A 24,314-nucleotide genomic window follows, 5' to 3' on the forward strand; every position below is an offset into this window, starting at 1 on the left:
ATAACAAATTAATAATATTCGAAAAAAAGAAATTATTTTAATAATTAACAATTTTTAATTACATATTTAATCATAAATGATTCTTTCTCATTAAGGTATTTCTTTAAAAAATAAGCTTTAATAACTTCCGACTGCAAACCCAATAAACTAGATTGACATTTGAATTTATCTTGATCAAATGCTACTAATTGAAGTTGTTCTATTTTAGAAACTAATCCTCTACATACTTGATTTTGAGGATCTTTAATACATTTACTAGATTGATTTATAATTATGGGCTTTATTGGTATTGTTTCTGCCATAAGGAAATTAGATAAAAATAAAAATTTCAGGAATAATATAGTTAATAATTTCATTACTTCTCAAGATATAAAAATTAAGATGACCTTGAAAATTTGGGGAATTGAATTAATAGCATTTTATTGAAATTGAAAAAAAAAGATGCCCTACAAGAGCACCTTAGTCTAAAAGGAAGAATTAGATAAACAAATTATCCTTGAACTCTGTCCTTAAATAGTTTACCCGCTGAGAATGTAGGAACTCTTTTAGCAGGTATTGCTATTTTTTCGCCTGTCTTAGGATTTAATCCCTGTCTTGCAGAACGATCTCTTGGCTCAAAAGAACCAAACCCTAGTATGGAGACTTTTTTGCCATCCACTACTGAATCAACAATAGTTTCAATAGTTGCATCAACTATTGAGGAAACATCAGTTTTTGTGGCTCCTGTTTGAGCCGACACAACGTTTACTAAATCAGCTTTGTTCATTGAATTTTTTATAAAGCAGAGATTAAATAGACGAAGAGTTTTAAATCAAGTCTAAAAACCTCGAACTTGCACATCATATGGGGCAAATACAAATCCGGCAACCGAAAATGCCGGTGGCGCAAAGCTTTATACAAATCTCAGGGACATTTTTAGCTATATAATTTAAGTTTGTTGCCTAAAATTTTTCTTATATAAAAAATTAGCTCAGTATTTAGAAAACATCTAAACCAATTGGTAATACTGGATTTAGCCATAAAAAATTCAACTGAATCTATCAAAGAAAAAAATTTCTAAAGGTTAGGAAATTAAGAATTTGAACTATTTATTATATTTTATTAATTTTCAGATATATTTCCTTCTCATCACATGAGGCAGCATAATTTTTATTTTGAAATCAAGAAAAATCTTGTTTTCTCATAATAAAAGTCTCTTTCAAAATCGTTTTCTTCACTGAGCAGATGGAGGGGTGAATTGTAATAGGTTAAAAAATTAATATTCTCTAAGATTTAATTAAGTTGATTAGTGAAACCATAAATTTGAGTTTTTTTTTAAATTTTGCATCTATTATTCAAATATTAATAATTTGAATAAATTATCTCATTATTTAACTAACCAATTATAAGGAGACAGTGACTCATATCAATAAAGGTAACCCATTTCCTTTAGGAAGTTCTCTAACTGGACAAGGAGTAAATTTTTCTCTGATAGCCACAAATGCAGAATATGTAGAAATCTTATTATTTGAAAAAGAGGACTCTGTTATACCAAAAAACATACTGAAACTAGATCAAAATCATAATACAGGTCCTTACTGGCATGCTGAAATAAGAAATCTAAATGAAGGCTGTATTTATGCTTTTAGAGTAAAACAAAAAAGTAATGGGATTAATAATAATTACGAAAAGAAAGTTTTAATTGATCCATGTTCAAGGGGTATTACTGGTTGGGGAAGTTATAAAAGAGAAAATGCATTAAAAACGCATGAAAATACCAATTCTTGCCTTAAAAGCGTTGTTTGCGATAGAAAATTATTTAATTTTAAAGATTATCCAAGACCGAAACATTCTTGGGAAGAAACAATTATTTATGAACTCCATATCAAAGCCTTCACAGAATCAACAGATAAAGATGAGAGTTGTTTAAAGAAATTCTTAAAAAAAATTCCGTATCTTAAAGAATTGGGGATTACAACAATTGAATTACTTCCGATTTTTTGTTTCGATCCAACTGATGCACCAAATGGTTTAGAAAATTTCTGGGGTTATAGCCCAATCAATTGGTTTACTCCGCATTTTGAATATCTCTCAAATGAATCTGCAGTGAAGAATAGAGATGAATTTAGAAGATTAGTAGAGGAGTGTCATAAAGCAAACATTGAAGTCATCTTAGATGTCGTATATAATCATACTTCTGAAGGAGATTCTCATGGCCCTGCAATATCTTGGAAAGGTATAGATGAAAATCTTTATTATTTTATTGGAAAAGATAAAAATTATCAGGATGTTTCTGGCTGTGGGAATACTATTGCAGCAAACAGAGGGTTAGTTAGAAAACTAATAATTGAATCATTGAAATGTTGGGCAAGTGAATTAGGAGTTGATGGTTTTAGATTTGATTTAGGAATTGCCTTATCAAGAGGAGAAAATCTATCACCACTCGAAAATCCTCCCATTTTTGAAGATATAGAATGTGAGCCAGAACTAATTGGTATCAAGTTTATCAGTGAACCATGGGATTGTGGTGGTTTATATAAAATAGGTGATTTCCCATCGAAGAATACCTTTACTTGGAATGGTCATTTTAGGGATGACTTGCGGAGATTTTGGAAGGGAGATAAAGATACAGCTTGGAATATGAGCGATAAAATAAAAGGTAGTCCATCTATTTATAAAGAAGATAATATTTTTCCGAAATCAATAAATTTTATTACTTCACATGACGGATTCACCCTAAAAGACTTAGTAACATTTAATAGGAAACATAATTTTTCAAACAAAGAACAAAATAGAGATGGTGATAACCATAACAATTCTTGGAATCATGGGATAGAGGGGCCAACTACAAACTTATCAATCAATAATTTAAGAAAAAGACAACAAAAAAATCTTCTTCTTAGTTTACTTATTTCTAGAGGTGTTCCAATGTTACTTATGGGAGATGAAATAGGAAGGTCGCAAGGAGGTAACAATAATTCTTGGTGCCAAAATAATTTGTTGGGTTGGATGAATTGGGATAATAGTCAACAAGATATGGAATTATTAGACTATTTTAAATACGTTATAAAAATCCGAAAAAAACTTATAAATATTTTTAATCCAGCATTGTTACCTAATAATCATAAACATGAAAATATTCCAAGATATCATTGGCATGGGACAAAGTTAGATAACCCAGATTGGAGTAGTTGGTCTCACACAGTTGCCTTTAGCATAAACAAAGGCAAAAGTAATCCTCTGGTCTGGATAGGCTTAAATGCATATTCAAAAAGTATCAATTTCCCCTTACCAAAATGTAATTATAAGTGGTTAAAAATTATTGATACTAGTATGAATGAGATTTCTGAACCCTTAACTGTTAATGAGGAATCTGTTTTAATTAATAGTAGAAGCTCCCTACTAATTATTTCAGAAGAAGTCTTTGGATCAAAAAATTTTATATTCTAAAAGCGGGCGGCGGGAATCGAACCCGCATCTTCAGCTTGGAAGGCTGAGGTTTTACCACTAAACCACGCCCGCAAATAGTAATAGAATTACCATTGCAATAATACAATATCAAACAATCACCAAAGTAAAAAGATTGGAAAATTCACACTCGAAAGAAAATATCACCAGAGCAACAACAAGATTAATGTTCTCCTATGGTCTTGGAGACGCAGGCACGGGGTTAGTAGCAACTCAATTTGGTTTTTTTCTGTTCAAATTCTTTATTTCGGCTGGTTTACCTGTAATAATTGCTGGATCATTATTAATGTTAATTAAGATATGGGATGCAATAAATGATCCTTTAATTGGGTGGTTAAGTGATCGGACCCAATCAAGATGGGGGCCAAGAATCCCTTGGATGGTAATAGCATCAGTTCCTCTTGGTTTTTCTTTAAGCGCAATATGGTGGACACCAACAGGTTCAGTACTAAACAAGACTATCTACTATGCCATAATTTCCATAATTGTAATGACTGCTTATACAAGTATCAATCTTCCTTTTGCGGCTCTATCAACTGAAATTTCCGAAAAAACAGCAATAAGAACAAGGTTAAACGCCGCTAGATTTACTGGTTCAATCATTGCAGGATTAACTGGTTTGATAATTGCTGGAGTTGTTTTAGGTTCTGAAGGATCAGCAAATAATGAATATTTTTTAATGGGTAAAATAAGTGGTTGTATTGCAGTTACAACAACATTAATATCATGTTGGGGATTGGCTCCATTTGCAAAAAAAGCTAGAAGACCTTCAGGGAAAGTAGAAGCTATAACACTTCAATTCAAAAGAATCTTCAGAAATAAAAAATTTCTCAAAGTTATTACTCTTTATATTCTACTTTGGTGCGCCTTACAATTGATGCAAACTGTAGCTTTAATCTATGTAGAGGATGTACTTAAGGTGCCAACAGATATTGCGAAATGGATCCCAATACCTTTTCAAATTAGCGCCTTAGTAGGTTTACAAATATGGACCAGAGTATCAAATCAATTAAATAGAATTTCAGCCTTAAACTATGGAGCGATTATATGGATCATTTCATGTACGGCAGCATTATTTTTACCTTCTTTATCAAATATTCCTGAAGTTGGTAATAGTATATTTCTAAATGCTAGTAACATAATTTTTTTCATTCTTTTAATTTCCATAATCTGTCTAATTGGCATTGGAGCTGCAACTGCTTTTCTCATCCCTTGGTCACTACTTCCTGATGCAATAGACGAAGATCCAGAGAAACCAGCTGGATTATATACTGCTTGGATGGTACTTATTCAGAAGATTGGGATTGCATTAAGTGTTCAATTATTAGGCTTTTTGTTGTATTTGTCTGGTTATCAATCATGCTTTGTTGATAAAGATAGTTTTAATATTGTTGAACAATGTACCTCAGCACAATTAACTATTAGACTATGTATTGGCTTTATACCCTCAGTATTGGTAATAATTGGTCTTTTAATAATGCGGAAATGGGATCGAAAATTAATTACGAACTAATATAAAGATATGAATTACCTTAAGTTTTTTAACAGACTTTTAAGCAGCTTAATTATTGGCGGGCAAGCAATTAATTTTATCTTTAGAGGTAAAATATCTAAAAATGATCTTTTTGACCAACTAATGGAGTCAGGTCCTGGAAGTTTATTAATTGTATTAATTACAGGAATTGCTGCAGGTACAGTCTTTAATATTCAAGTTGCGTCACAACTTACAAGTATGGGGGTTTCGAGTGAAATAGGAGGTTTACTTGCAGTAGGAATGGCGAGAGAAATGGCTCCCCTTCTAACGGCTACTTTAATGACTGGAAAGGTTGCAACCGCTTACGCTGCTCAAATAGGTACGATGAAAGTTACAGAACAAATTGAGGCTATAACAATGTTAAGAACCGAGCCAGTCCAATATTTGGTGGTTCCAAGGTTACTATCGATGGTAATCATGTCACCGATACAGTGTCTTTTGTTTTTATCTGTAGCTTTGTGGAGTGGACAAATATGGAGCACAATTTTTTATAAAGTCCCCCCAATAATTTTTTGGACATCAGTAAGATCAGGTAATGTGAGTTTAACTAGCACAGACTTAACTGCAATGTTAATAAAATCTGTAGTTTTCGGATTACTTATTTCAATTATTGCTTGTGGTTATGGACTCACTACTAAAGGTGGACCAAAAGAAGTTGGGACAAGTACAACTGGTGCGGTTGTAATGACTCTCGTTACTGTATCTTTAATGGATGTATTATTAACACAAATTTTATTTGGATAATTCAATGTTCACCACTAAATCAAAAAAAGAAGAACCAGTAATAATTTCACCATCATTTCAATTACCAATCATTCTAATAATTTTAAGTTTTATGCTTTTATTTTTAAATATTGGTTCTTTGCCAACAATAGTTTTTGCATCTTTTAGCTTTTTTTTATTACTTCAATCATTTACCTTAAGAATAAAAATAACAAGTGATGATTTTATCGTTTTACAATTTGGTAAAGAGATTAGAACTTTTCCATTCAAGAACTGGATATCTTGGAAATTCTTTTTTCCTATAATTCCAGGTATTTTTTATTTTAGAGAAAAATCTAGTCCTCATTTATTACCAATATTATTTAATCCAAAGCAATTAAAAGACGAACTTCTAAAAAAAGTTGACTCTCTGGAAATTAAAAATTCCTAAAAATTAATGTTTGCTTAATCATCAAATTTATTTAAATGAACAATACAGAAATTTCAAACAATAATCCTGAGAAGGAATTAAAAATAGAAAAAACAATTTCAGACGATAAAACCAAACCAATTACTAGAAAAAATTCAACACAAAATAAAAAAATTGCTTCAAAAAACGATAAATCAAATAAATCATTCCATGAAATTTCTAATGAGATTTTTAGTGATCTCGTTTCAAAAAAAGACTCTTTAGTTAATGAAATAAAAGAGTTAGAAACAAAAAAAAATGAATTAGAACAAGATATTGAGTCAAATTTTAAAGGACAGTCAGATAATATCGCTAAAAAAGTTAAAGGCTTTCAAGAGTACCTAACTGGGGCTTTGCAGAATCTTTCACAAAACGTTGAGAAACTTGAATTAGTCTCTCAACCAATAATCGTAAAACCATCTCCGCTTGATGAAAAAAAGCAAGATAATAAAGAAAATAATGTGGTTAATGTTCCCGCTCTTTCTGAAACATTTAAGCCAGATGAAGAGATTATAAAAAATTGCTTTTCAACTTTTACAGAACAGCCTGATTTTTATGCTGAACCTTGGAAGTTGAGACGAAGTCTTGATTCATCAGATATAGAAATAATGTATGATTGGTTCTTTAACATGGGTGGTAGAGGCTCTCTTGAAAGTAGAGGATCTCGACAAAAAAATGCCTTATTATCCGCTGGTTTAATATCTATTCTTGGCGAATTATATGGAGATCAGTTTCAGACTCTTATCTTAGCTTCGCAGCCAGAAAGATTAGGAGAATGGAGAAGAATTCTTCAAGACTCACTCGGCCTCACAAGAGATGACTTTGGACCTAATAGTGGGATTGTTCTTTTCGAAAGGCCTGAAGGTGTCATCGAAAGAGCTGATAGATTAGAAGCTAATGAAGAATTACCATTTATTATTATTGATGCAGCGGAAACATCTGTTGAAATTCCAATACTTCAATTCCCATTGTGGCTTGCATTCGCCGGTTCAAATAATGAAATTTACGACGATCTTGAACTAAACTAATCTTTATGAATATTTTAATAATCATTGCAAGTTATCTTTTAGGTTCCCTGCCCACAGGTTTTTTAGTTGGAAAATATCTAAAAGATATAGATCTAAGAACTATAGGTTCTGGATCTACAGGTGCCACAAATGTCTTAAGAAATGTAGGGAAATGGCCAGCACTTTTTGTTTTTATTATTGACGTTGGAAAGGGTCTTTTTGCAGTAAAAATTGCTCAATATTATACAGATCAAGGATTAATAGAAGTAATTGCAGGTATATCCGCCATTGCAGGACACATATGGCCTATATGGCTTAAAGGGAAAGGAGGAAAAGCTGTAGCAACTGGACTAGGGATGTTTTTAGCTCTTTCTTGGAAAGTTGGACTAGCTTCTCTTGGGATTTTTCTTATAGTATTAGCAAAAACTAAATTTGTATCATTATCCAGTATTTCAGCTGCAATATTACTTCCTGTTTTTATGTTTTTTTACCTAGGTAATTTTATTCACTCGTACTTTTTTATAAGTTTTATTGTCTCATTATTAGTTATCTGGAAACATAGAACAAATATAACAAGATTGCTTAAGGGAGAAGAATCCAAAATCAATGAGAATTAATAGATTCAAATATTTCCAAGAGAGCTTTATTTGGATTTAGAGCTTTTGATATTGATCTACCGATAACCAATTTAGAAGCACCATTTGCTATGGCTTCAACTGGAGTCATAATTCTATTTTGATCATCTTTATTTTCAATTTTTAATCTAATACCCGGTGTAATTAGTTCAAAATTATTCTTATAAATCGATCTCAAAATTTTTGCTTCCCAAGGGGAACAGACACACCCATCTAATCCAGCATCAAATGATAACTTTGCGAGTCTCAATACATTATCCTCAATTGAATTCTTCCTATCAAGATCAGTTTGAAAATCTTTAAGAGAAAAACTTGTTAATACAGTTATGCCAACAATAAATGGAGGTTTTAGATTTGATAAGGCTGCACCTTCTAAAGATGCCTTTTTTGAATCCTTAAGAGCTTTAAGACCCGCTGAAGCATGCACAGAAATTATATCAACCCCTAATTTTGATACTTGGTAACATGCTGCACTCATGGTATTTGGAATATCATGAAATTTTAAATCTAAAAAAATTTTTTTATTTAAAGCTTTCAATATTTTAATAACTCTAGGACCTTCCCTAACAAAAAGCTCTAAACCCACTTTCACCCACTTAATATTAGGACATTTTTCTAGAAGTAATTTTGCTTGACTTAGATCTAGTCCATCAATTGCTAATATTATTTTATCTTGTGAATTAAATCTTTTGTTCATTTATTTTTAGTTTTCAAACCTCTTAATTACTTTTTTTCCAATTTGCAAAATTTTACCCTCTAAATCTTTTTTTGAATCAAAAACCAGATCAGGATTTGTTACTTTCTGGCTATCAATCTTTACACCACCTCCTTTAATAGATCTTTTGGACTCACTGCTAGATTTAAATAATTTTAAAGCACTTAGCAAGTAAAAAAATTTAACCGGAAAAGCGATCTCTCTTAATGAAATCTCTGGAATCTCTCCAACTTTCTCTTTATGTCCAAGGAATAATTTTTCGCAATTTGATTGCGCTTTTAATGCTTCTTCAGCCCCATGGAATAAAGTAGTAACTTCTAAAGCCATTCTTCTCTGTAATTCACGAGGATTTGATTTTTCAATGAAACTTAAATCTAATTCAGTAAGTAATTCAAAATAGGTGGGTATTATATGATCGGGCACTTTTTCTAATTTTGAATACATTGAAAGAGGATCTTCAGTTAAACCTACTGTGTTAAATTCAGATTTACTCATCTTCTTAATTCCATCTAAACCTGTCAAAATTGGCAGCAGAACACCAAATTGCGGGTCTTGTTTAAAATGCCTTTGAAGATCTCTTCCTATCGCAATATTAAATCTCTGATCTGTACCTCCAAGCTCAATATCTGATTGAACAACTACCGAATCGTAACCTTGTAATAGTGGATATAAGAATTCATGCAAAGCAATTGGAACTTGCGAAGTGTACCTTTTATTAAATTCCTCCTTAGCTAGCATTTGACTAACTGTTGCACTCCCCATTAATTCAATTATCAAATTAAGATTTAATCCTTTTAACCATTCACTGTTATATCTAACTTCTATTCTATCTTTTGAATCAAAATCTAAAATAGATTCATTGGCTGGCTTTCCCATCCCTAGTTGAGTTAAGTATGTTTTTGCATTATCCTTAACTTGTTTTTCCGATAACTGAACTCTTGTTTTGTTTTTTCCGGTTGGGTCTCCAATTTGAGCAGTAAAATCCCCAATAATTAAAACTGCAATATGTCCATTATCTTGGAATGCCCTAAGTTTTTTAAACAATATGCTGTGCCCAAGATGAATATCTGTTCCAGTTGGATCGATCCCGAGTTTAACCCTTAATTTTTTATTATTTTTTTTCGCATGATCAATTATCTCCGAAAAGGTTTGATCTGTTCCCTTAATTGGAAAATATTCTTCTATTCCTCTTGACAGCCATGATGGCAATATTAAATTATCTGACATGAAGCTTTAACCGTTAAATTTAAGAAGTTTTATCAAGTTCATCCTTCATTCTTATTAAGGTTTTATTCATTTGATCGAACATTTGATCAGGAGTAATCCCAAATTGACTTAACTGCGTCTTTAATTGTTCTACTGTCATTTTTGCTTGAAAATCTTCGGACAATTCAAATCTCTTCATAAAAACCTTATAACGATCCATAAGAGATTCCATTTTTTTTATAAACATTTTTTTCCCTTCTCTGTCAAATTTGCCATAATCAGAACCAAGTTTCATAAGTTCTTGGTAATCTGTAAAAAGCTTTTTAGCTTCTTCTTGAACGATGTCTGACTCAAAAAATCCCATTTCTATTTTTTTACTTCGCAAGATTAAGGCTCAATTACAAGATAACAAGAATCTTTTAAATTGATTAGAACATTAATAAATTTTAGTTTATAAATAATTCTTTGATTTATATTTTTTCAGAATTAAATTTAGTAGACATGTTTCATAAATATTGGAAAAATTTAACGTAAATAATATTTCAAACCAAAATAGACAATTTGAACTATTTGGTTCAAATGTAAATACATCAATTAATTTTCAACACTCAAATAATCTAAAAATCAAAGGCGAAATCCTAACTGAATGGAGAAATAGAATATATAATCACCAATTCAAAATTTCAAAAGATACTCACAATAAAACTTTGCACCAAACAAGTCTTCCTGTAAGTAAAATTTCCAATGAAAGAAAAATTGATCCGTTTTCTCTACAGCCATTATCATTGAACTTTTGGAGAACCAATCAACATATACACAATGGCCCAGCAATGTATTTTGTAATTGACTCGATGGAGAGTTCTAAAATAATCCTATATATAGGAGAAACAAATTCAGCAAATAAGAGATGGAAGGGAGAACATGACTGTAAAAATTACCTCATGAACTATAAAGAAGCCCTAGCTCATAACAAACTCACAAGTCACCAAGATATTCGTTTCTTCTTAGATGTACCTAAAGAAGTAAAATTAAGACGTAAATTAGAACAGCAACTGATATATTTATGGTTACCACCTTTTAATAAAGAAACTCGAGATAGGTGGGCAACTACTTTCACAAACAACTAAAAGTTAATTAAATCGATTTTACAAATGCAATTTTCCACATTCCAAAAAAATCTAGATAACTGGCAAGGTGCTTCATTAATTTTTGGAGTTTTAGAGGAAGAAATTGCAAGTCAACTTGAAAACATAAAATTTGTTGTTGACACAAAATTATTACTAAAAAAAGTTACTCAAAAAAAATTCAAAGGAGAAAAAGGAAAAACTTTAAACTTTGAATTTTTAGATCAAAAATTAGAAACTTTAATCATAGTTGGCCTTGGCAAATCAAAAGACCTAAATAAAAGTGATATAGAAAACTCTATAGGAAATCTAGTTAGGAAAACTGTTGATAAAAACGAAAAAATCAGCATCTTGCTACCTTGGGAATTAATAAATTCACAACTAGAAATAAATCAATTAGCAGAGTCAGCCAGATTATCTGCCTATAAGGACAATAGATTCAATAAGAAAAAAGATGAAAAGAAAGTCCTTAAAGAAATAGAGTTTTTGAATTTAAAAAAAATTGAGAATATTAACTTTGAAGAGACAGCACAAATATGTGAAGGTGTAGAACTAGCTAGAAGACTTGTAGCCGCCCCTCCTAATAGTCTTACACCTCAGGAAATGTCTATACAAGCTACTCAAATAGCTAAAGATCATGGTTTGGAAGTGAAAATTTTAGAGGCAAAAGATTGTGAAGATTTAGGAATGGGTGCATATTTAGCTGTAGCAAAAGGTTCTGATCTAGATCCTAAATTTATACATCTTACTTTAAAGTCAGAGGGGCCTATAAAAGAAAGGATTGCGCTTGTTGGGAAGGGTTTAACCTTTGATTCTGGAGGATACAATCTGAAAGTAGGGGCTTCTCAAATTGAAATGATGAAATATGATATGGGCGGAAGCGCTGCAGTTTTAGGTGCAGCAAAAGCACTTGGAGCAATAAAACCAAAGGGATTAGAAATTCATTTTATTGTGGCTGCTTGCGAAAACATGATAAATGGATCTGCAGTACATCCTGGAGATGTAGTTAAGGCATCTAATGGCAAGACAATTGAAATAAATAACACTGATGCAGAGGGTAGACTCACATTAGCTGATGCTTTAACTTACGCATCCAATTTAAAACCGGATTCAATCATAGATCTCGCCACTTTAACAGGAGCTATTGTTGTTGCATTAGGGAATGATGTAGCTGGATTCTGGAGCAATAATGATGATCTAGCAAATGGCCTAAAAGCTGCATCAAGTCAATCTGGAGAAGAATTATGGCAAATGCCTTTACAAAAATCTTATAAAGAAGGGTTAAAGTCTCATATAGCTGACATGAAAAATACAGGTCCTAGAGCAGGTGGGTCAATAACCGCTGCTTTGTTTTTAGAGGAATTCTTTGATAAAGAGATTAAATGGGCTCATATTGATATTGCTGGGACTTGTTGGACTGATAAAAATAAGGGAATTAATCCATCAGGTGCAACCGGTTTTGGAGTTAAAACTCTTGTTCAATGGATTAAAAATAAATAAATATATTTCAATCATTTATTCCAAAGATTTATTGATCTAGCGTTATCACCCCATAATTTATCCAACCTCTGATCTCTCCCACATGAGAATCTATAGAACTTATATTTCAATTCATTTTTCTCTGCAAAATCCTGGTGATATTCTTCAGCCAACCAAAATTGACCTTTGAATTTTAGTTTTACAGCTATTTTTTCTAATGGCACATGCAATTCATTAGAGGCGGAAACAATTGCATTTATTGCATCACTTTCCTCAGTTGCATTTTTAAAAAAGATCACTGGCCTATAAGAATCTCCACGATCACAAAATTGACCTTTGCCGTCCAGAGGATCAATATTTCTGAAATAGAGCCTAAGTATCTCGGGTAAAGTTACCAATTTGGAATCATAGTCTACCAAAACCACTTCCTGATGTCCTTCATGATTTTCGTAAGTAGGATTTTGCAAATCTCCACCTGAATAGCCACTTTGTACGAAATTTATCCCCTTTAATGACTCTAAATCATGTTCTAAACACCAAAAACAACCTCCTGCAAGAATCAATTCCTCTGCAAAAGCGTTTAAAGGGTTAACAAATATTGAAAGAGCAACTATTAGAGATAAGAGGTATTTCATTTCTTCATTATAAAGTTCAAATAATGGAATTAATAATCTCTTTAGCAGCTCTTTGAACTACACCCTCTTCGCCTAATTCTTTTTTTAAAAAGGCATAGCCTTTTTTAATTTTTATTTTTTCTGATTTACCTTCAAGAATCCTACAAGATTTGTAGAAGATTTTCTTCTCGTCAAACTCTCTCTGTACAAATTCAGGAATTATTAGCTTATTAACTAACAAATTTACTGGTGAAATATATCTTACTTTAAAATTGAGAATTTTTCTGGCAATAAAAGCAGTTATTCTACTTACTCTATAACCAACTATCTGAGGTATTCCATATAAAGCTAATTCCATATTAACTGTCCCAGATTTGCAAAGAGCAATTTTAGTCAGCGTATAAATATACGGCTTTAATCTTGCGTTATCTTTTTGAGAGATCACTTGTCCTTTAACTTGATATTTTCGAAAGGCCTTTTTCAATCTTTCATCAAAAACTCTCCTACAGGAGGGAATATAGACAACCAAACTTGGATATTTTTGTTGTAACTTTCTAGCTGCCAGCATAAAAGTGGGTAAAATATATTTCAATTCTTGAGATCTTGAAGCAGGCATTAAAAGTAGGATATTTTGATTTGGGCGAAGGTTCAGAATAGTCCTGGCATCTTTCTTGAGAGGAAGTTTTTTTGTCAAATCAATCATTGGATGTCCCACCCACAAAACATTTCCACCCATCTTTTTATAGAAGGCTGCCTCTTTCTTGAAAATCGCAAAAATTTTATCAGAAAAATTTATTAAATTTGTCGTAGAATTATTCCCAACTCTCCAAGCCCACTCTTGTGGTGCAATATAGTAGAAAATTGGAATTTTAGTCTTCGATCTTTTTAATTTAATTCCAATGTTTATATTGGGTCCCATATAGTCAATTAAAATTAAGCAATCTGGAGGATATCTTTTCAGTAATTTATAAAATCTTTTTTGAATTCTTATTGTTGGGAGAATTAGAGGCAAAGCTTCCCAAATTCCTATTGCACTAATGGATGTAGTATCTTGAAGAATTTTTACGCCTTCTTTCTTCATCCTTTCACCACCTAATCCGCAAATTTCTAGATCTATAGAATTTTTTTTTGCTTCATCTAATAAAGCTTTTGATAACAAACTTCCGTGCAAATCTCCAGAGACTTCTCCAGTACTTATAAATATTTTTTTATTCATAAATTCACTAAAGGCATTGGTCCACGTCTTTCCTTAGATATTGATTCTTTTAAAAAACTACACAATCTTGAAGATGAAAGATCTAATTCTCCTATCATCGCTTTTTCTAATGAATTTGAAATAGCATCATTAGATTTAAAAAGTAGATTCCAAGTATTTTGTAAAATTTTTAGATCAAAATCCTTATTTTCAATCAAACCACTTCTTTTAATTCCAATCCTATTTAATCCCCTCAATCTTCCTGGATGACCTTCGGCTAAACAAAATGGAGGCACATCTCGATCTACTCTAGTCATTCCGCCAATCATTGCTAAATATCCAATATGTACAAATTGATGAATCCCCAGGCAGCCACCAATAATAGCTTTATCTTCAATCTTTACATGGCCTGCAACTTGAACACTATTTGATAAAACTATCCTGTTACCAAGTTCACAATTATGGCCTATATGACTGTAAGCCATTAACAAATTATTATTACCAATAATAGTCTTTTCTCCTTCATCAGTTGCCTTATTAATAGTTACACATTCTCTAAAAGTATTATTATTTCCAATAATTACTTCAGTAGAGGCTCCTTTATATTTAAGATCTTGAGGATCCAGACCTATAAAAACATTTGGGAAAACTTTATTGTTAAAACCAATTTGAGTTTTTCCTGTAACAACAGCATTCGGACCTATTTCAGTTCCTTTCCCAATAGTTACATCAGGACCAACAATAGCTCCTTGAGAGATAATGACCCCATCTTGTAATTCGGCACGTGGATCAACAAAAGCGTTTGGGTGCACTTTTACACCACTAAAGTTTGAATTTATTTCAGTATTTTTATTCTCCATATATCTAATCAACTAATGAAAACATTAATTCTCCAGCACAAACCAACTTCCCACCAACATGTGCCTCACCCTGAACCTTGCCAAATCTTTGTCTTTTGATACTCAATAACTTACAAGAAATTATCAATTGATCTCCAGGTACAACAGGTTTTCTGAATTTAACATTATTAATTCCAGCAAAAACGAAAAGTCCTTTAGGAAGATCGGGCATTTGTGTTACTATAATTCCCCCAACCTGTGCCATTGATTCAACAATAAGAACTCCAGGCATTATAGGCCTTTCAGGAAAGTGTCCTTGAAATTGAGGCTCATTGATAGTCACATTTTTTACTGCAACAGCTCTCTCACCAGGAATATTTTCTATAACTTTGTCTACAAGAGCAAAAGGATATCTGTGAGGTAATAAACCTAGTATGTTCTCAGAGGAGAGTTGATTATTTTCACTGGATAATTTCTTTTCCAAAATAATTAAAGATAAAGTTAATTTTTGAGCGATGAGGCCAATAAAGCGTTTAAAGAATGTGATCCTTTATAAACTAAAATTTGTGCCTTAGGTAACCCTACCAAAGCCAAGTCCCCAATAAGGTCTAAAATTTTATGTCTTATTGGTTCATTATCAAATCTTAATGGCGGATTTACCCATTCATCACCATCACAGACAAGTGCATTTTCCAAACTTCCTCCTTTTATTAAACCAAGTTCACTTAATTCTTGAAATTGATCCTTAAAACCAAATGTTCTTGCTGGAGCAATCATTTCAACGAAACTTTTTGGATTTAAATCAATCACAAAAGTTTGATTTCCAATTGCTTTGTAGGAAAAACTTATGGTAGATATAATTGTAATTTTTTCAGAAGGAGTTGCTGCTATCACTGAGCCTTCTTTATTTAAAATTATTGATTTATTAATCTCTCGAAAAAAATTATCTGGGTTTGGGGCCTTTTTTATCCCTACTCTTTCAAACTCTCTTACCCACTGAATTGCCGATCCATCTAAAAGCGGGATCTCTTTCCCATCAACCTCAATATGTATATAACTTAGCCCACAACCTGCAAGTGAAGATAATAAATGTTCAATAGTATATAAATTTCTCCCTCCTAATTTAACCGCAGTACAAAGCATCGTACTTCCAATCAAATGTTGACTTAGCTTAAAAATCTCATTAGGTTTATCTCTAAAAGAAACATAATATCCTTCTTTTTCATAAGAAGAAATTTTAACTCTAGTTTTTTCTCCACTATGAAGGCCTATACCCTCTTTGGAGACAATACCAGCTAAGGTATAGCAAGAATCGTAATTAGTAGGCCAAGAAAACACTTAAAACTTCCATCCAACTCCAAGTGTATATCTCCAATCTCCACTTAGGTCCTTACTAGCAATATCTAATCTTAACGGACCAATTGGCGTTTTAACACCTATTCCTCCACCTACAGAAAAACCTGAACCTGATTTTTTTAGTAATTTACCGGGTTTTCCTGGGACATCATCTTGGGAGCCCAAATCACTACCTGCATCAGCGAATAAAGCCCCTGAAATCATCCTCCAAACAGGAAATCTATATTCTGCAGTTCCTTCAACAAAGGTTTTACTTACAGCTAGGTCACAAGATGACCATCCTCTTACCGATGAGGTTCCCCCCATGCAAAATGCTTCATAAGGAGGTAATTCTCCAATAATTGTTCCACCTTTTAATTGAAACCCAATAGCTTGAGGGCAATCATTATCGGAGGGGTCACTAGACCTACATCCTTTTGTTAAATTTATAAATCTCGTAGGAATGAAAACTGCATATGAGGCACTCATTCGATTGAAAGTTGGTGAATTTTCGCCTAAAGGAACGAACTGTTCGCTGCCGATAGTAAGTTTATTTCCAGCGGTTGGGTTAACTGGATTATTTAAATTATTCCTAGATGTATTTGCGATGAAACTTACTAAGGTATTTTCTTCTGGGCACGAGCCATCTGAAGGTGTATATCCTATACAAATTATTTCATCGATATTTGCCGTTGTGGGCGTCATATCTCCGTAAGGCTTTCTATTGCCACTACTATCAATCATTCTTACTCTTTTAAAATTCATCCCTGCAAGAACCCTCCATTTAGCAACTTTAAATGGATCTCCACCATTAAGAGGTCTCGAGAAAGAAAAACCTCCTCCTGTTTTTTCCAGAATAATAGAGGAGAAAGAATCTGAACTAGAAGCATTCGTGTCATCAACTGCATATATCTTTCCATTACTTTCACTTCTAAACTCTTGAGGATAATCCCTACTTAAAAACACATTAGTCCTGAAGGAAGTCTTATGCTTATCCCCTTTAATCCATGGATCAAATAAAGAAAAATTATAAGTTGTCGAATATTCACCAAAATTTAGGTTAAGACTAGTTGACCATGCTCTACCTAGTGCATTCGATTCCTTCAACCCCATTGAGGCAAAGATACCTGAACTATTGCTATAACCAAGCCCTCCAGTCAACGATCCTGTCCTTTGCTCGCTTAGATCTAGAAAAATTATGACTTGGCCAGGATTTGCATTATCAGGACCAAGAGACACCTTGACATCATCAAATAATGATGTGGTATACAGTCTATTTATATCAGCTTCTAAAATTTTTCTGTTAAATATAGTGCCAGGTTGAGTTTTTAACTCTCTTTTTATGACCCAGTCTTTTGTTTTCCCTTTTCTAGGCTTTCCATCGATAATAGATTCCCCATCAGATCCTGGGAATCTTAATTTTATATCAGATACTATACCTTCAGAAACATTTAATGTTACTAGCCCGTTTTCTGAGATTCTATCTGGGCCACTAATTCTAGCTAAAGAATATCCTTCACTTTCATAACGCTTTTTTATTATTTCTATCTTATTTTGTAATTCTTTGAGGTTAAGTGTGGTGCCATAAAAATTATTAAAAATATTATCTAGGTATGCATTAGAGATAACAGAGTTACTTGGTTTGAGTTCAACTTTCTTCAAAATTGGATTAGGAACGACCTGTACAATTAGTCTTACTCCTAATGGCCCATCTTTAGATTTTATTTTAACTCCTGAAAACCAACCACTAGCATATATTGCATTTAAATCTTGATTTAATTTTTGATTATCAACAATACTTCCTGGCTTTATACTCATAGAATCATATGCAGCTAATTCAAGTTTTCTGCCCTCAGGATGATTTTCCCAGCCTTCGATAATTATTTCTGAGATAAGAACACTTTCTTGATTAATTTTTTCTTTATTTTCTGCAATTAAGAAATTTTTGTTTTGTTTATTATCCAACCCGCGGAATAAACCTTTTTTAAGATCTTTTATTTCATAAGTTATGATTGATTGATCAACATCATTTGGCAAATACTGAGCAGCTAGTTCTGAATTATTTGATATTAAAATCAGGGGAGAGCAAGCAATATTTGTGAATACCTTTCTAAATTTTAAAAACTGTTTTTGCATAGTATTTTTTGATTTAGATAAATAGCGAATGAAATTATTGAATCGGGTTAAATGAAATCGTTTATTCTTCTATTAATTTCACTATAAGCTTCAATTAAACCACCTAAGTCATTTCTAAATCTATCTTTATCTAGGCTTACAATTATATCATTTTTTTGATTGAGATCCCACAATCTACAATTATCGGGACTTATTTCGTCCCCTAGAAGGATATTATTTTTACAGTCATAACCAAACTCCAATTTAAAATCTACTAGTTCAAGCTGAATATTTTTAAAAAAACTTTTAAGAATTACATTAATTTTTAAAGTTAAATCTATTATTAAATCTAAATCTTTAGGGCTTATTATGTTCAATATTTCAATTCTATCTTTTGTAATTAACGGATCATTAAGTTCATCATTTTTAAGATAAATATCTATCAATGGTTTTGGCAGAACTGTGCCAGGTTTGATAGTCGTTTGTTTACACAAAGAACCATAAGCAGTATTTCTCAGAACAATTTCTAAGGGGATTACTTTTATTTTTTTTGCAATAATTGTATTCTCATTTTTAAGTTCAAGAAAATGAGTTGGAATATTATTCTTTATAAGAAGTTCAAAAATTCTTGAACTTATTAGGCAATTAAGTTTCCCCTTTCCTTCAAATTTAGCTTTTTTCATAGCATTAAAAGCTGTAGCATCATCTTTAAATTCAATGATTACTTTATTTGAATCATCATGAGAAAAAACTTTTTTTGCTTTACCTTCATAAATCAATTCATTTATATTATTCATTAATTTAGGACCTCATTGATTACAAAAAGTACGATTTATAATTAACATATTTAATAGAGATCAACTTTTCAGAATAGTTATTTGCATTTTAACTGATTATTCATCGAAACCTCATAACCTTCAAAAAACAAATTTATGAGTATTAATTCAACAAATTATAAAAGCAACATTAGATTAGAAAATATTTTAATAATTGGGAATGGCGGAAGGGAAAATTCTTTAGCTTGGGTTATACAAAAAAATCAATTAGTCAAAAAAGTTTATTTAATACCTGGGAACGCTGGATCAGAAAGAATAAATAAATGTGAAAGAATAAAAATTGATATAAACAACAAAAATGAATTAATCGGAAAGCTTAATTTTTTGAAAATAGATTTAATTGTAATAGGCCCAGAAATACCTCTAGCGAATGGATTAGCAGATTTTCTTCGAAAAAATGACTTTAAAGTATTTGGACCAGGTAAAGATGGAGCAAGATTGGAATATAGCAAATCGTGGGCAAAGGAATTTATGCAAGACGCAAATATTCCAACTGCAAACTTTTGGAAAGTTAATACTCTAGAAGAAGCAAAAAAAATTATCCATTCATCACCGAGCCCACTGGTAGTTAAAGCTGATGGTCTAGCTTCAGGTAAAGGGGTTTTTATACCCGATTCAAAAGATGAATGTTTTAGGGCAGCAGAATCAATATTAAATGGTAAGTTTGGTGAATCTGGCAATATGGTAGTTCTAGAAGAAAAAATTCAGGGTCCAGAAGTTTCAGTTTTTGCTCTATGTGATGGAGAGAGATATATCTTACTCCCAACCGCACAAGATCACAAACGTCTGAATGAGAAGGATAAAGGTCCAAACACAGGGGGAATGGGAGCTTATTCTCCTGCTCCACTCTTAACAGAAGATTACCTTAATAGAATCATCAAGGAGATAATTGAACCAACAATAGATCAACTAAATAAAAAAAATATTGATTATAAAGGTGTTATTTATTTTGGATTAATGATCACAAAATCTGGGCCAAAAGTTATAGAATATAATTGCAGGTTTGGTGATCCTGAATGTCAAACAATAATGCCTTTAATGGATCAAAATTTTGTATTTCTTTTAGAAAAATGCTCAATGGGAAATCTAAACGGTGACGAAAAAATTAATACTTCTGATAAGGTTAGTGGTTGTGTCATAGCGACCTCCAGAGGTTACCCTTTTGAATATAAAACTGGCTTTCCAATAAAAATAGGAAAGATTGACTCAAACGATTGTCAAATTTTCGACTCAGGTACTTCTTTAAGCAAAGATGGGGAATTATTAACTGATGGAGGTAGAGTCTTAAGTATCGTCTGTCAAGATAAAAATTTCGATATGGTTTTTGAAAAAGCATACAAAAATTTAAAAGAAATAAATTTTGATGGAATTTACTACAGAAATGACATAGGCAATCAAGTGAGGAAAAACTTTTATAAGGAGAATTAAGATTATGGTAGATACCAATAATCGAGAAAGTAGAGAAAATAAAATCGCCAATAATGAAGATATAAAAAATAACTATTGGATTAATAAGATTATTTCTTGGTGGAGCGGGTTTAGTTTAAGAACAAAATTGTTAGCAATAGCTACTTTAGTCGTGAGTCTCTTGATGACAGGAATAACGTTTTTTGCACTTAATAGTATTCAAAGAGATGCAGGAATGAATGACACGAGATATGCTCGAGACCTCGGATTATTATTATCGGGGAACGTCACAGAATTAGTTGCTAATAACCAAAAAAAAGAAATTTCAAATGTAGCTGAAAAGTTTTGGAGATCAAGTCGAAACCTAAGATACATATTTTTTACTGATACTGATGACATAGTTCAACTGGGAATACCGATTAGTGCAACTCCAACAAGTTCAGATAGTCAGTTCCAACTAACTAGAAGATTAAAACTACCATCAGAATTAAAGAAAAGACCGCAATTTCCACTAGTCAGGCAACATGTTACACCTCAGGGTCAAGTAACAGATGTATTTGTCCCAATGCTTTGGAAAGGAAAATATCTTGGAACTTTAGCTTTAGGAGTTACTCCTAATAAAAAAGCCTTAGCCAGTGCCGCACTTACAAGAGAATTAACCATAGCAGTTTTTATTTCTATTTGGGTTTTAGTAATACTGGGAGCTGTATTCAATGCACTTACAATTACTAGACCTGTAAGGGAATTAGTAAGAGGTGTTAGGGAAATTTCAAAAGGAAACTTTAAATCTAGAATTTCTTTACCTATGACAGGAGATCTAGGAGAACTTTTAAATGGATTTAACCGCATGGCCACTCAGTTAGAAAATTATGACGAGGCAAATATTGAAGAACTTAAAGCTGCTCAAATAAAGCAGCAATCATTAATAGCTACTATGGCTGATGGTGCAATATTATTAGATTCTCAAGGAAAGATAGTACTTACTAATCCAACAGCAAAAAGATTATTTCGTTGGGAAGGAAGATTATTAGAAGGAAAATATTTTTTAAATGAGATCCCAGAAATTTTATCTAATGACTTACACACGAATATAGAATCTCTTTTAAACAGAGAAAAGGAGAAAGATGATTTAAGATTTAGCTTAGGTGAACCCCCTAGAACTTTAAGAATTGTCTTACAATCAGTACTAGATACTAACAAAGTTGAATTAAAAGGAATTGCCGTCACAATTCAAGATCTAACTAGAGAGGTAGAACTAAATGCGGCACAAAACAGATTTATTAGTAATGTTTCGCATGAATTAAGGACACCACTTTTTAACATCAAAAGTTACGTAGAGACCTTATATGATTTAAAAGATCAACTCTCTAATGAAGAACAACTAGAATTTCTGGGTATTGCAAATTCAGAGACTGATAGGCTAACAAGACTTGTTAATGATGTATTAGATTTATCAAGATTGGAATCAGGGAAAATAATTCAATTAGAAGAAATGGATATAAAAGCTGCTATAGAACAAACTCTCAGAAATTACAGACTAAATGCTACGGAAAAAAATGTTTCATTGGCACATGATATAGAAGAAACAATACCCTCAATTCTTGGAAATTTTGATTTACTTTTACAAGTCTTTGATAATCTACTTGGTAATGGATTGAAATTTAGTCCAAAAAACAGCAGCTTAATGATAAGAGCTTATACATGGCCAGATTCCTGTCCTGCCTTCCCACCAATAAATAGTAATGATGGAGCTCCCCAATGTGAGTTAGTTTCACCATTACCAAAAGTAAGAATTGAAATTGCTGATACAGGTTCAGCGATATCTCAAGCGGATCAAGAAAAGATATTTGACCGCTTTTATAGAGTAGAGAATTCAGTTCATACTGAGCAAGGAACGGGTTTAGGTTTATCTATAGTGCGAGGAATAATTGAAAAACATGGTGGGGAGATTCGTATGGCTAGTGAATTAGGAGTTGGAACAACCTTTTGGTTTGATTTAGCCTTGGCACAATCTGACAAAGATGAATTATTGACTCAAACCATTAATAATATAGATACTTTCTCAAGCTCTGAAATCAGCGAAATCATCTAATTCTTCTCTAATCCTTTAAAAACATTTTGAACATTCTGATCAGGAACCACTCTATGAGGGGCTCCACTAAAAATCTGTTCAAAGTTAGAAAAGGAATCTTTTATTTCAGGGCCTCTATTGGTAATGATAAATTCTCTTATGCGTTTATCGTGCCATGATCCCCGCATTTTAAAAACATTTAATGCCCTAGCCATCTCCCCTTTGATTTCTACATATTGAAGTAATAATATAGTATCGGTAATGGTTGAGATGTGAGAGTCAGTAATAGAATGGCTTCCCATAAATTCTTCTGCCGTATTAGTAAAAAAGCCAGCTATCTCTTCTTGTTTTGTATAACCAGTGACTGCAATTACAAATTGTCTAAATGCATTCAAACTTACACCTCTGGCCAATGCCGAAAGAGAATCTATTGCCATTCTCTTCGGTTTAAATTGATTAATTTGCGTTTTTATGATTTGCAAGTGATCTTCCAAACCAGTTGATTCAGGATATGCACAAATAATTTTCAATAACCCATCACTTTCCATCTTTTCAAAATCTATTCCCCAACTAGTAGCATTCCTAAGCAATTGAGCCCTAGATTCTTCATATGCAAAAAGTATTGCTCTTTCATTGTTGTTATAAGCATCTTCTACAAATTTTGATACAAGCATAGTCTTACCTGTACCAGTAGCTCCTGTGGCGAGAATAATTGAGTCTTGAAAATAACCTCCTCCACACATATCGTCAAGATCTTTAACTCCAGAACTAATCCTAATATTGGAAGATCTTTGCGTGAGTCTCATTGCTCCAAGGGCAAATACACTTATACCATCTATACCCATAGTGAATGGGTATTCCCCTTTCATATGTACAGTACCTCTCAACTTCAAAACCTCTAATGTTCTTCTTCTCTTCTCTGACTCTAAAACATTTCTTAATAAGACAACATTATCAGAAACAAATTCTTCTACTCCATATCTAGCAATAGGGCCGTAATCATCTACCCTTTCTGTTGTCATAACTGTAGTTACTCCTATTTCTTTTAATCTTGCTATTAATCTGAAGATTTCTCTTCTAACAACATAAATGGCGTCATATTGTTGAAAAACCGCAGTTATTGAATCTATTGCAACTCTTTTAGCTTTGTATTTTCTTATTGCGTAACTAATTCTTTCAATAAGACCAGACAAGTCGAAGTTACCCGCGACATCTTGACCGTCAGGATCAGGAGAGGCATCCAATATAAATAACTTATTTTGATCAATTAATTCTTGTAAATCCCATCCGAAACTAGCAGCGTTTCTTATTATGTCTAAAGGAGATTCTTCAAATGTAACGAAAATCCCTGGCTCATCAAAATTGCAAATTCCATGGTGTAAGTACTGGAGAGAAAAAACAGTTTTGCCAGTCCCCGAAGTCCCACTAACAAGAGTACTTCGAGAGACAGGCAAACCACCTCTACAAACATCATCAAACCCTTCTATACCTGTGGGTAATTTTTGTACCTGCATTTTATTTGATTTGCCAAAATTCTTATCTTTCATGGTTTTTTAAAAAAAAATTAAATCAAAAATAAACATA

23 protein-coding genes and 1 tRNA gene are annotated in these 24,314 nt (G+C 32.3%); 10 read left to right on the plus strand and 14 right to left on the minus strand.

The window, feature by feature from the left end:
* Nucleotides 1-44 precede the first annotated feature (44 nt).
* A complete protein-coding gene (locus SOI86_RS04460; protein ID WP_320682394.1) occupies nt 45-302 on the minus strand; it encodes a hypothetical protein in 258 nt (85 codons plus the stop codon).
* 188 nt (nt 303-490) lie between these two features.
* Nucleotides 491-766 carry an HU family DNA-binding protein gene (locus SOI86_RS04465; protein WP_320682395.1) on the minus strand — a complete coding sequence of 92 codons (276 nt, stop codon included), beginning with the start codon at nt 764-766 and terminating at the stop codon, nt 491-493.
* 629 nt (nt 767-1,395) lie between these two features.
* Here SOI86_RS04465 and SOI86_RS04470 point away from each other — a divergent pair.
* Entirely contained in the window at nt 1,396-3,429 is a 2,034-nt protein-coding gene (locus SOI86_RS04470) for an isoamylase (RefSeq protein WP_320682396.1), read from the plus strand.
* A 1-nt stretch (nt 3,430) separates the two neighbouring features.
* On the opposite strand, the gene SOI86_RS04475 is transcribed toward SOI86_RS04470, so the two are convergent.
* Nucleotides 3,431-3,501, minus strand: a tRNA-Gly gene (locus SOI86_RS04475).
* A 112-nt stretch (nt 3,502-3,613) separates the two neighbouring features.
* On the opposite strand from SOI86_RS04475, the gene SOI86_RS04480 reads away from it, so the two are divergent.
* Genes SOI86_RS04480 through plsY form a run of 5 tightly spaced genes read left to right on the plus strand, consistent with a single transcriptional unit; the run spans nt 3,614 to nt 7,776 of the window.
* The gene (locus tag SOI86_RS04480; RefSeq protein WP_320682494.1) at nt 3,614-4,960 is read left to right on the plus strand and encodes an MFS transporter; all 1,347 of its coding nucleotides are present in this window, start codon (nt 3,614-3,616) and stop codon (nt 4,958-4,960) included.
* 9 nt (nt 4,961-4,969) lie between these two features.
* Entirely contained in the window at nt 4,970-5,725 is a 756-nt protein-coding gene (locus tag SOI86_RS04485; protein ID WP_320682397.1) for an ABC transporter permease, read from the plus strand.
* Nucleotides 5,726-5,729: 4 nt separating this feature from the next.
* Nucleotides 5,730-6,134, plus strand: a complete 405-nt coding sequence (locus tag SOI86_RS04490; RefSeq protein ID WP_320682398.1) for a DUF3119 family protein — start codon at nt 5,730-5,732, stop codon at nt 6,132-6,134.
* A 35-nt stretch (nt 6,135-6,169) separates the two neighbouring features.
* Nucleotides 6,170-7,180 carry a DUF3086 domain-containing protein gene (locus SOI86_RS04495; protein ID WP_320682399.1) on the plus strand — a complete coding sequence of 337 codons (1,011 nt, stop codon included), beginning with the start codon at nt 6,170-6,172 and terminating at the stop codon, nt 7,178-7,180.
* Between the two features lie 5 nt (nt 7,181-7,185).
* Entirely contained in the window at nt 7,186-7,776 is a 591-nt protein-coding gene (plsY, locus tag SOI86_RS04500; protein WP_320682400.1) for a glycerol-3-phosphate 1-O-acyltransferase PlsY, read from the plus strand.
* Here the strand turns inward: plsY and pyrF are convergent.
* From pyrF to SOI86_RS04515, 3 genes are read right to left on the minus strand one after another with little or no spacing between them, the layout of a single operon-like run.
* Complete coding sequence (gene pyrF / locus SOI86_RS04505) at nt 7,763-8,491, minus strand: orotidine-5'-phosphate decarboxylase (protein WP_320682401.1); 729 nt, start codon at nt 8,489-8,491, stop codon at nt 7,763-7,765. The genes plsY and pyrF overlap by 14 nt on opposite strands.
* 6 nt (nt 8,492-8,497) lie before the next feature.
* Nucleotides 8,498-9,736, minus strand: a complete 1,239-nt coding sequence (tyrS, locus tag SOI86_RS04510) for a tyrosine--tRNA ligase (RefSeq protein WP_320682402.1) — start codon at nt 9,734-9,736, stop codon at nt 8,498-8,500.
* A 19-nt stretch (nt 9,737-9,755) separates the two neighbouring features.
* Nucleotides 9,756-10,079, minus strand: a complete 324-nt coding sequence (locus tag SOI86_RS04515; protein ID WP_002807348.1) for a DUF1825 family protein — start codon at nt 10,077-10,079, stop codon at nt 9,756-9,758.
* Nucleotides 10,080-10,230: 151 nt separating this feature from the next.
* On the opposite strand from SOI86_RS04515, the gene SOI86_RS04520 reads away from it, so the two are divergent.
* Nucleotides 10,231-10,842, plus strand: coding sequence for a hypothetical protein (locus SOI86_RS04520; RefSeq protein WP_320682403.1), 612 nt, complete (start codon nt 10,231-10,233; stop codon nt 10,840-10,842).
* Between the two features lie 24 nt (nt 10,843-10,866).
* The gene (locus tag SOI86_RS04525; protein ID WP_320682404.1) at nt 10,867-12,339 is read left to right on the plus strand and encodes a leucyl aminopeptidase; all 1,473 of its coding nucleotides are present in this window, start codon (nt 10,867-10,869) and stop codon (nt 12,337-12,339) included.
* Between the two features lie 11 nt (nt 12,340-12,350).
* On the opposite strand, the gene msrA is transcribed toward SOI86_RS04525, so the two are convergent.
* Genes msrA through purC form a run of 7 tightly spaced genes read right to left on the minus strand, consistent with a single transcriptional unit; the run spans nt 12,351 to nt 19,213 of the window.
* Nucleotides 12,351-12,953: a peptide-methionine (S)-S-oxide reductase MsrA gene (gene msrA / locus SOI86_RS04530; RefSeq protein WP_320682405.1), complete on the minus strand. Its 603-nt coding sequence runs from the start codon at nt 12,951-12,953 to the stop codon at nt 12,351-12,353.
* Between the two features lie 16 nt (nt 12,954-12,969).
* Complete coding sequence (lpxB, locus tag SOI86_RS04535) at nt 12,970-14,148, minus strand: lipid-A-disaccharide synthase (protein WP_320682406.1); 1,179 nt, start codon at nt 14,146-14,148, stop codon at nt 12,970-12,972.
* Nucleotides 14,145-14,987 carry an acyl-ACP--UDP-N-acetylglucosamine O-acyltransferase gene (lpxA, locus tag SOI86_RS04540; protein ID WP_320682407.1) on the minus strand — a complete coding sequence of 281 codons (843 nt, stop codon included), beginning with the start codon at nt 14,985-14,987 and terminating at the stop codon, nt 14,145-14,147. The genes lpxB and lpxA overlap by 4 nt, the downstream gene beginning before the upstream one ends.
* A gap of 4 nt (nt 14,988-14,991) precedes the next feature.
* Nucleotides 14,992-15,450 (minus strand): 3-hydroxyacyl-ACP dehydratase FabZ, encoded by a 459-nt coding sequence (fabZ, locus tag SOI86_RS04545; protein WP_320682408.1) that lies wholly within the window; start codon nt 15,448-15,450, stop codon nt 14,992-14,994.
* Nucleotides 15,451-15,467: 17 nt separating this feature from the next.
* A complete protein-coding gene (gene lpxC, locus SOI86_RS04550; protein WP_320682409.1) occupies nt 15,468-16,304 on the minus strand; it encodes a UDP-3-O-acyl-N-acetylglucosamine deacetylase in 837 nt (278 codons plus the stop codon).
* Nucleotides 16,305-18,437: a BamA/TamA family outer membrane protein gene (locus tag SOI86_RS04555; RefSeq protein ID WP_320682410.1), complete on the minus strand. Its 2,133-nt coding sequence runs from the start codon at nt 18,435-18,437 to the stop codon at nt 16,305-16,307.
* Between the two features lie 47 nt (nt 18,438-18,484).
* The gene (purC, locus tag SOI86_RS04560; protein ID WP_320682411.1) at nt 18,485-19,213 is read right to left on the minus strand and encodes a phosphoribosylaminoimidazolesuccinocarboxamide synthase; all 729 of its coding nucleotides are present in this window, start codon (nt 19,211-19,213) and stop codon (nt 18,485-18,487) included.
* A 135-nt stretch (nt 19,214-19,348) separates the two neighbouring features.
* Between purC and purD the strand changes: the two genes are divergently transcribed.
* A complete protein-coding gene (gene purD / locus SOI86_RS04565; RefSeq protein WP_320682412.1) occupies nt 19,349-20,680 on the plus strand; it encodes a phosphoribosylamine--glycine ligase in 1,332 nt (443 codons plus the stop codon).
* 4 nt (nt 20,681-20,684) lie between these two features.
* Nucleotides 20,685-22,751 (plus strand): ATP-binding protein, encoded by a 2,067-nt coding sequence (locus tag SOI86_RS04570; protein ID WP_320682413.1) that lies wholly within the window; start codon nt 20,685-20,687, stop codon nt 22,749-22,751.
* On the opposite strand, the gene kaiC is transcribed toward SOI86_RS04570, so the two are convergent.
* Nucleotides 22,748-24,277 (minus strand): circadian clock protein KaiC, encoded by a 1,530-nt coding sequence (gene kaiC, locus SOI86_RS04575; RefSeq protein WP_320682414.1) that lies wholly within the window; start codon nt 24,275-24,277, stop codon nt 22,748-22,750. The genes SOI86_RS04570 and kaiC overlap by 4 nt on opposite strands.
* Nucleotides 24,278-24,314 lie beyond the last annotated feature (37 nt).

Origin of the sequence: Prochlorococcus sp. MIT 1314 (assembly GCF_034093315.1) — a bacterium.
Lineage (GTDB): Bacteria > Cyanobacteriota > Cyanobacteriia > PCC-6307 > Cyanobiaceae > Prochlorococcus_A > Prochlorococcus_A marinus_Y.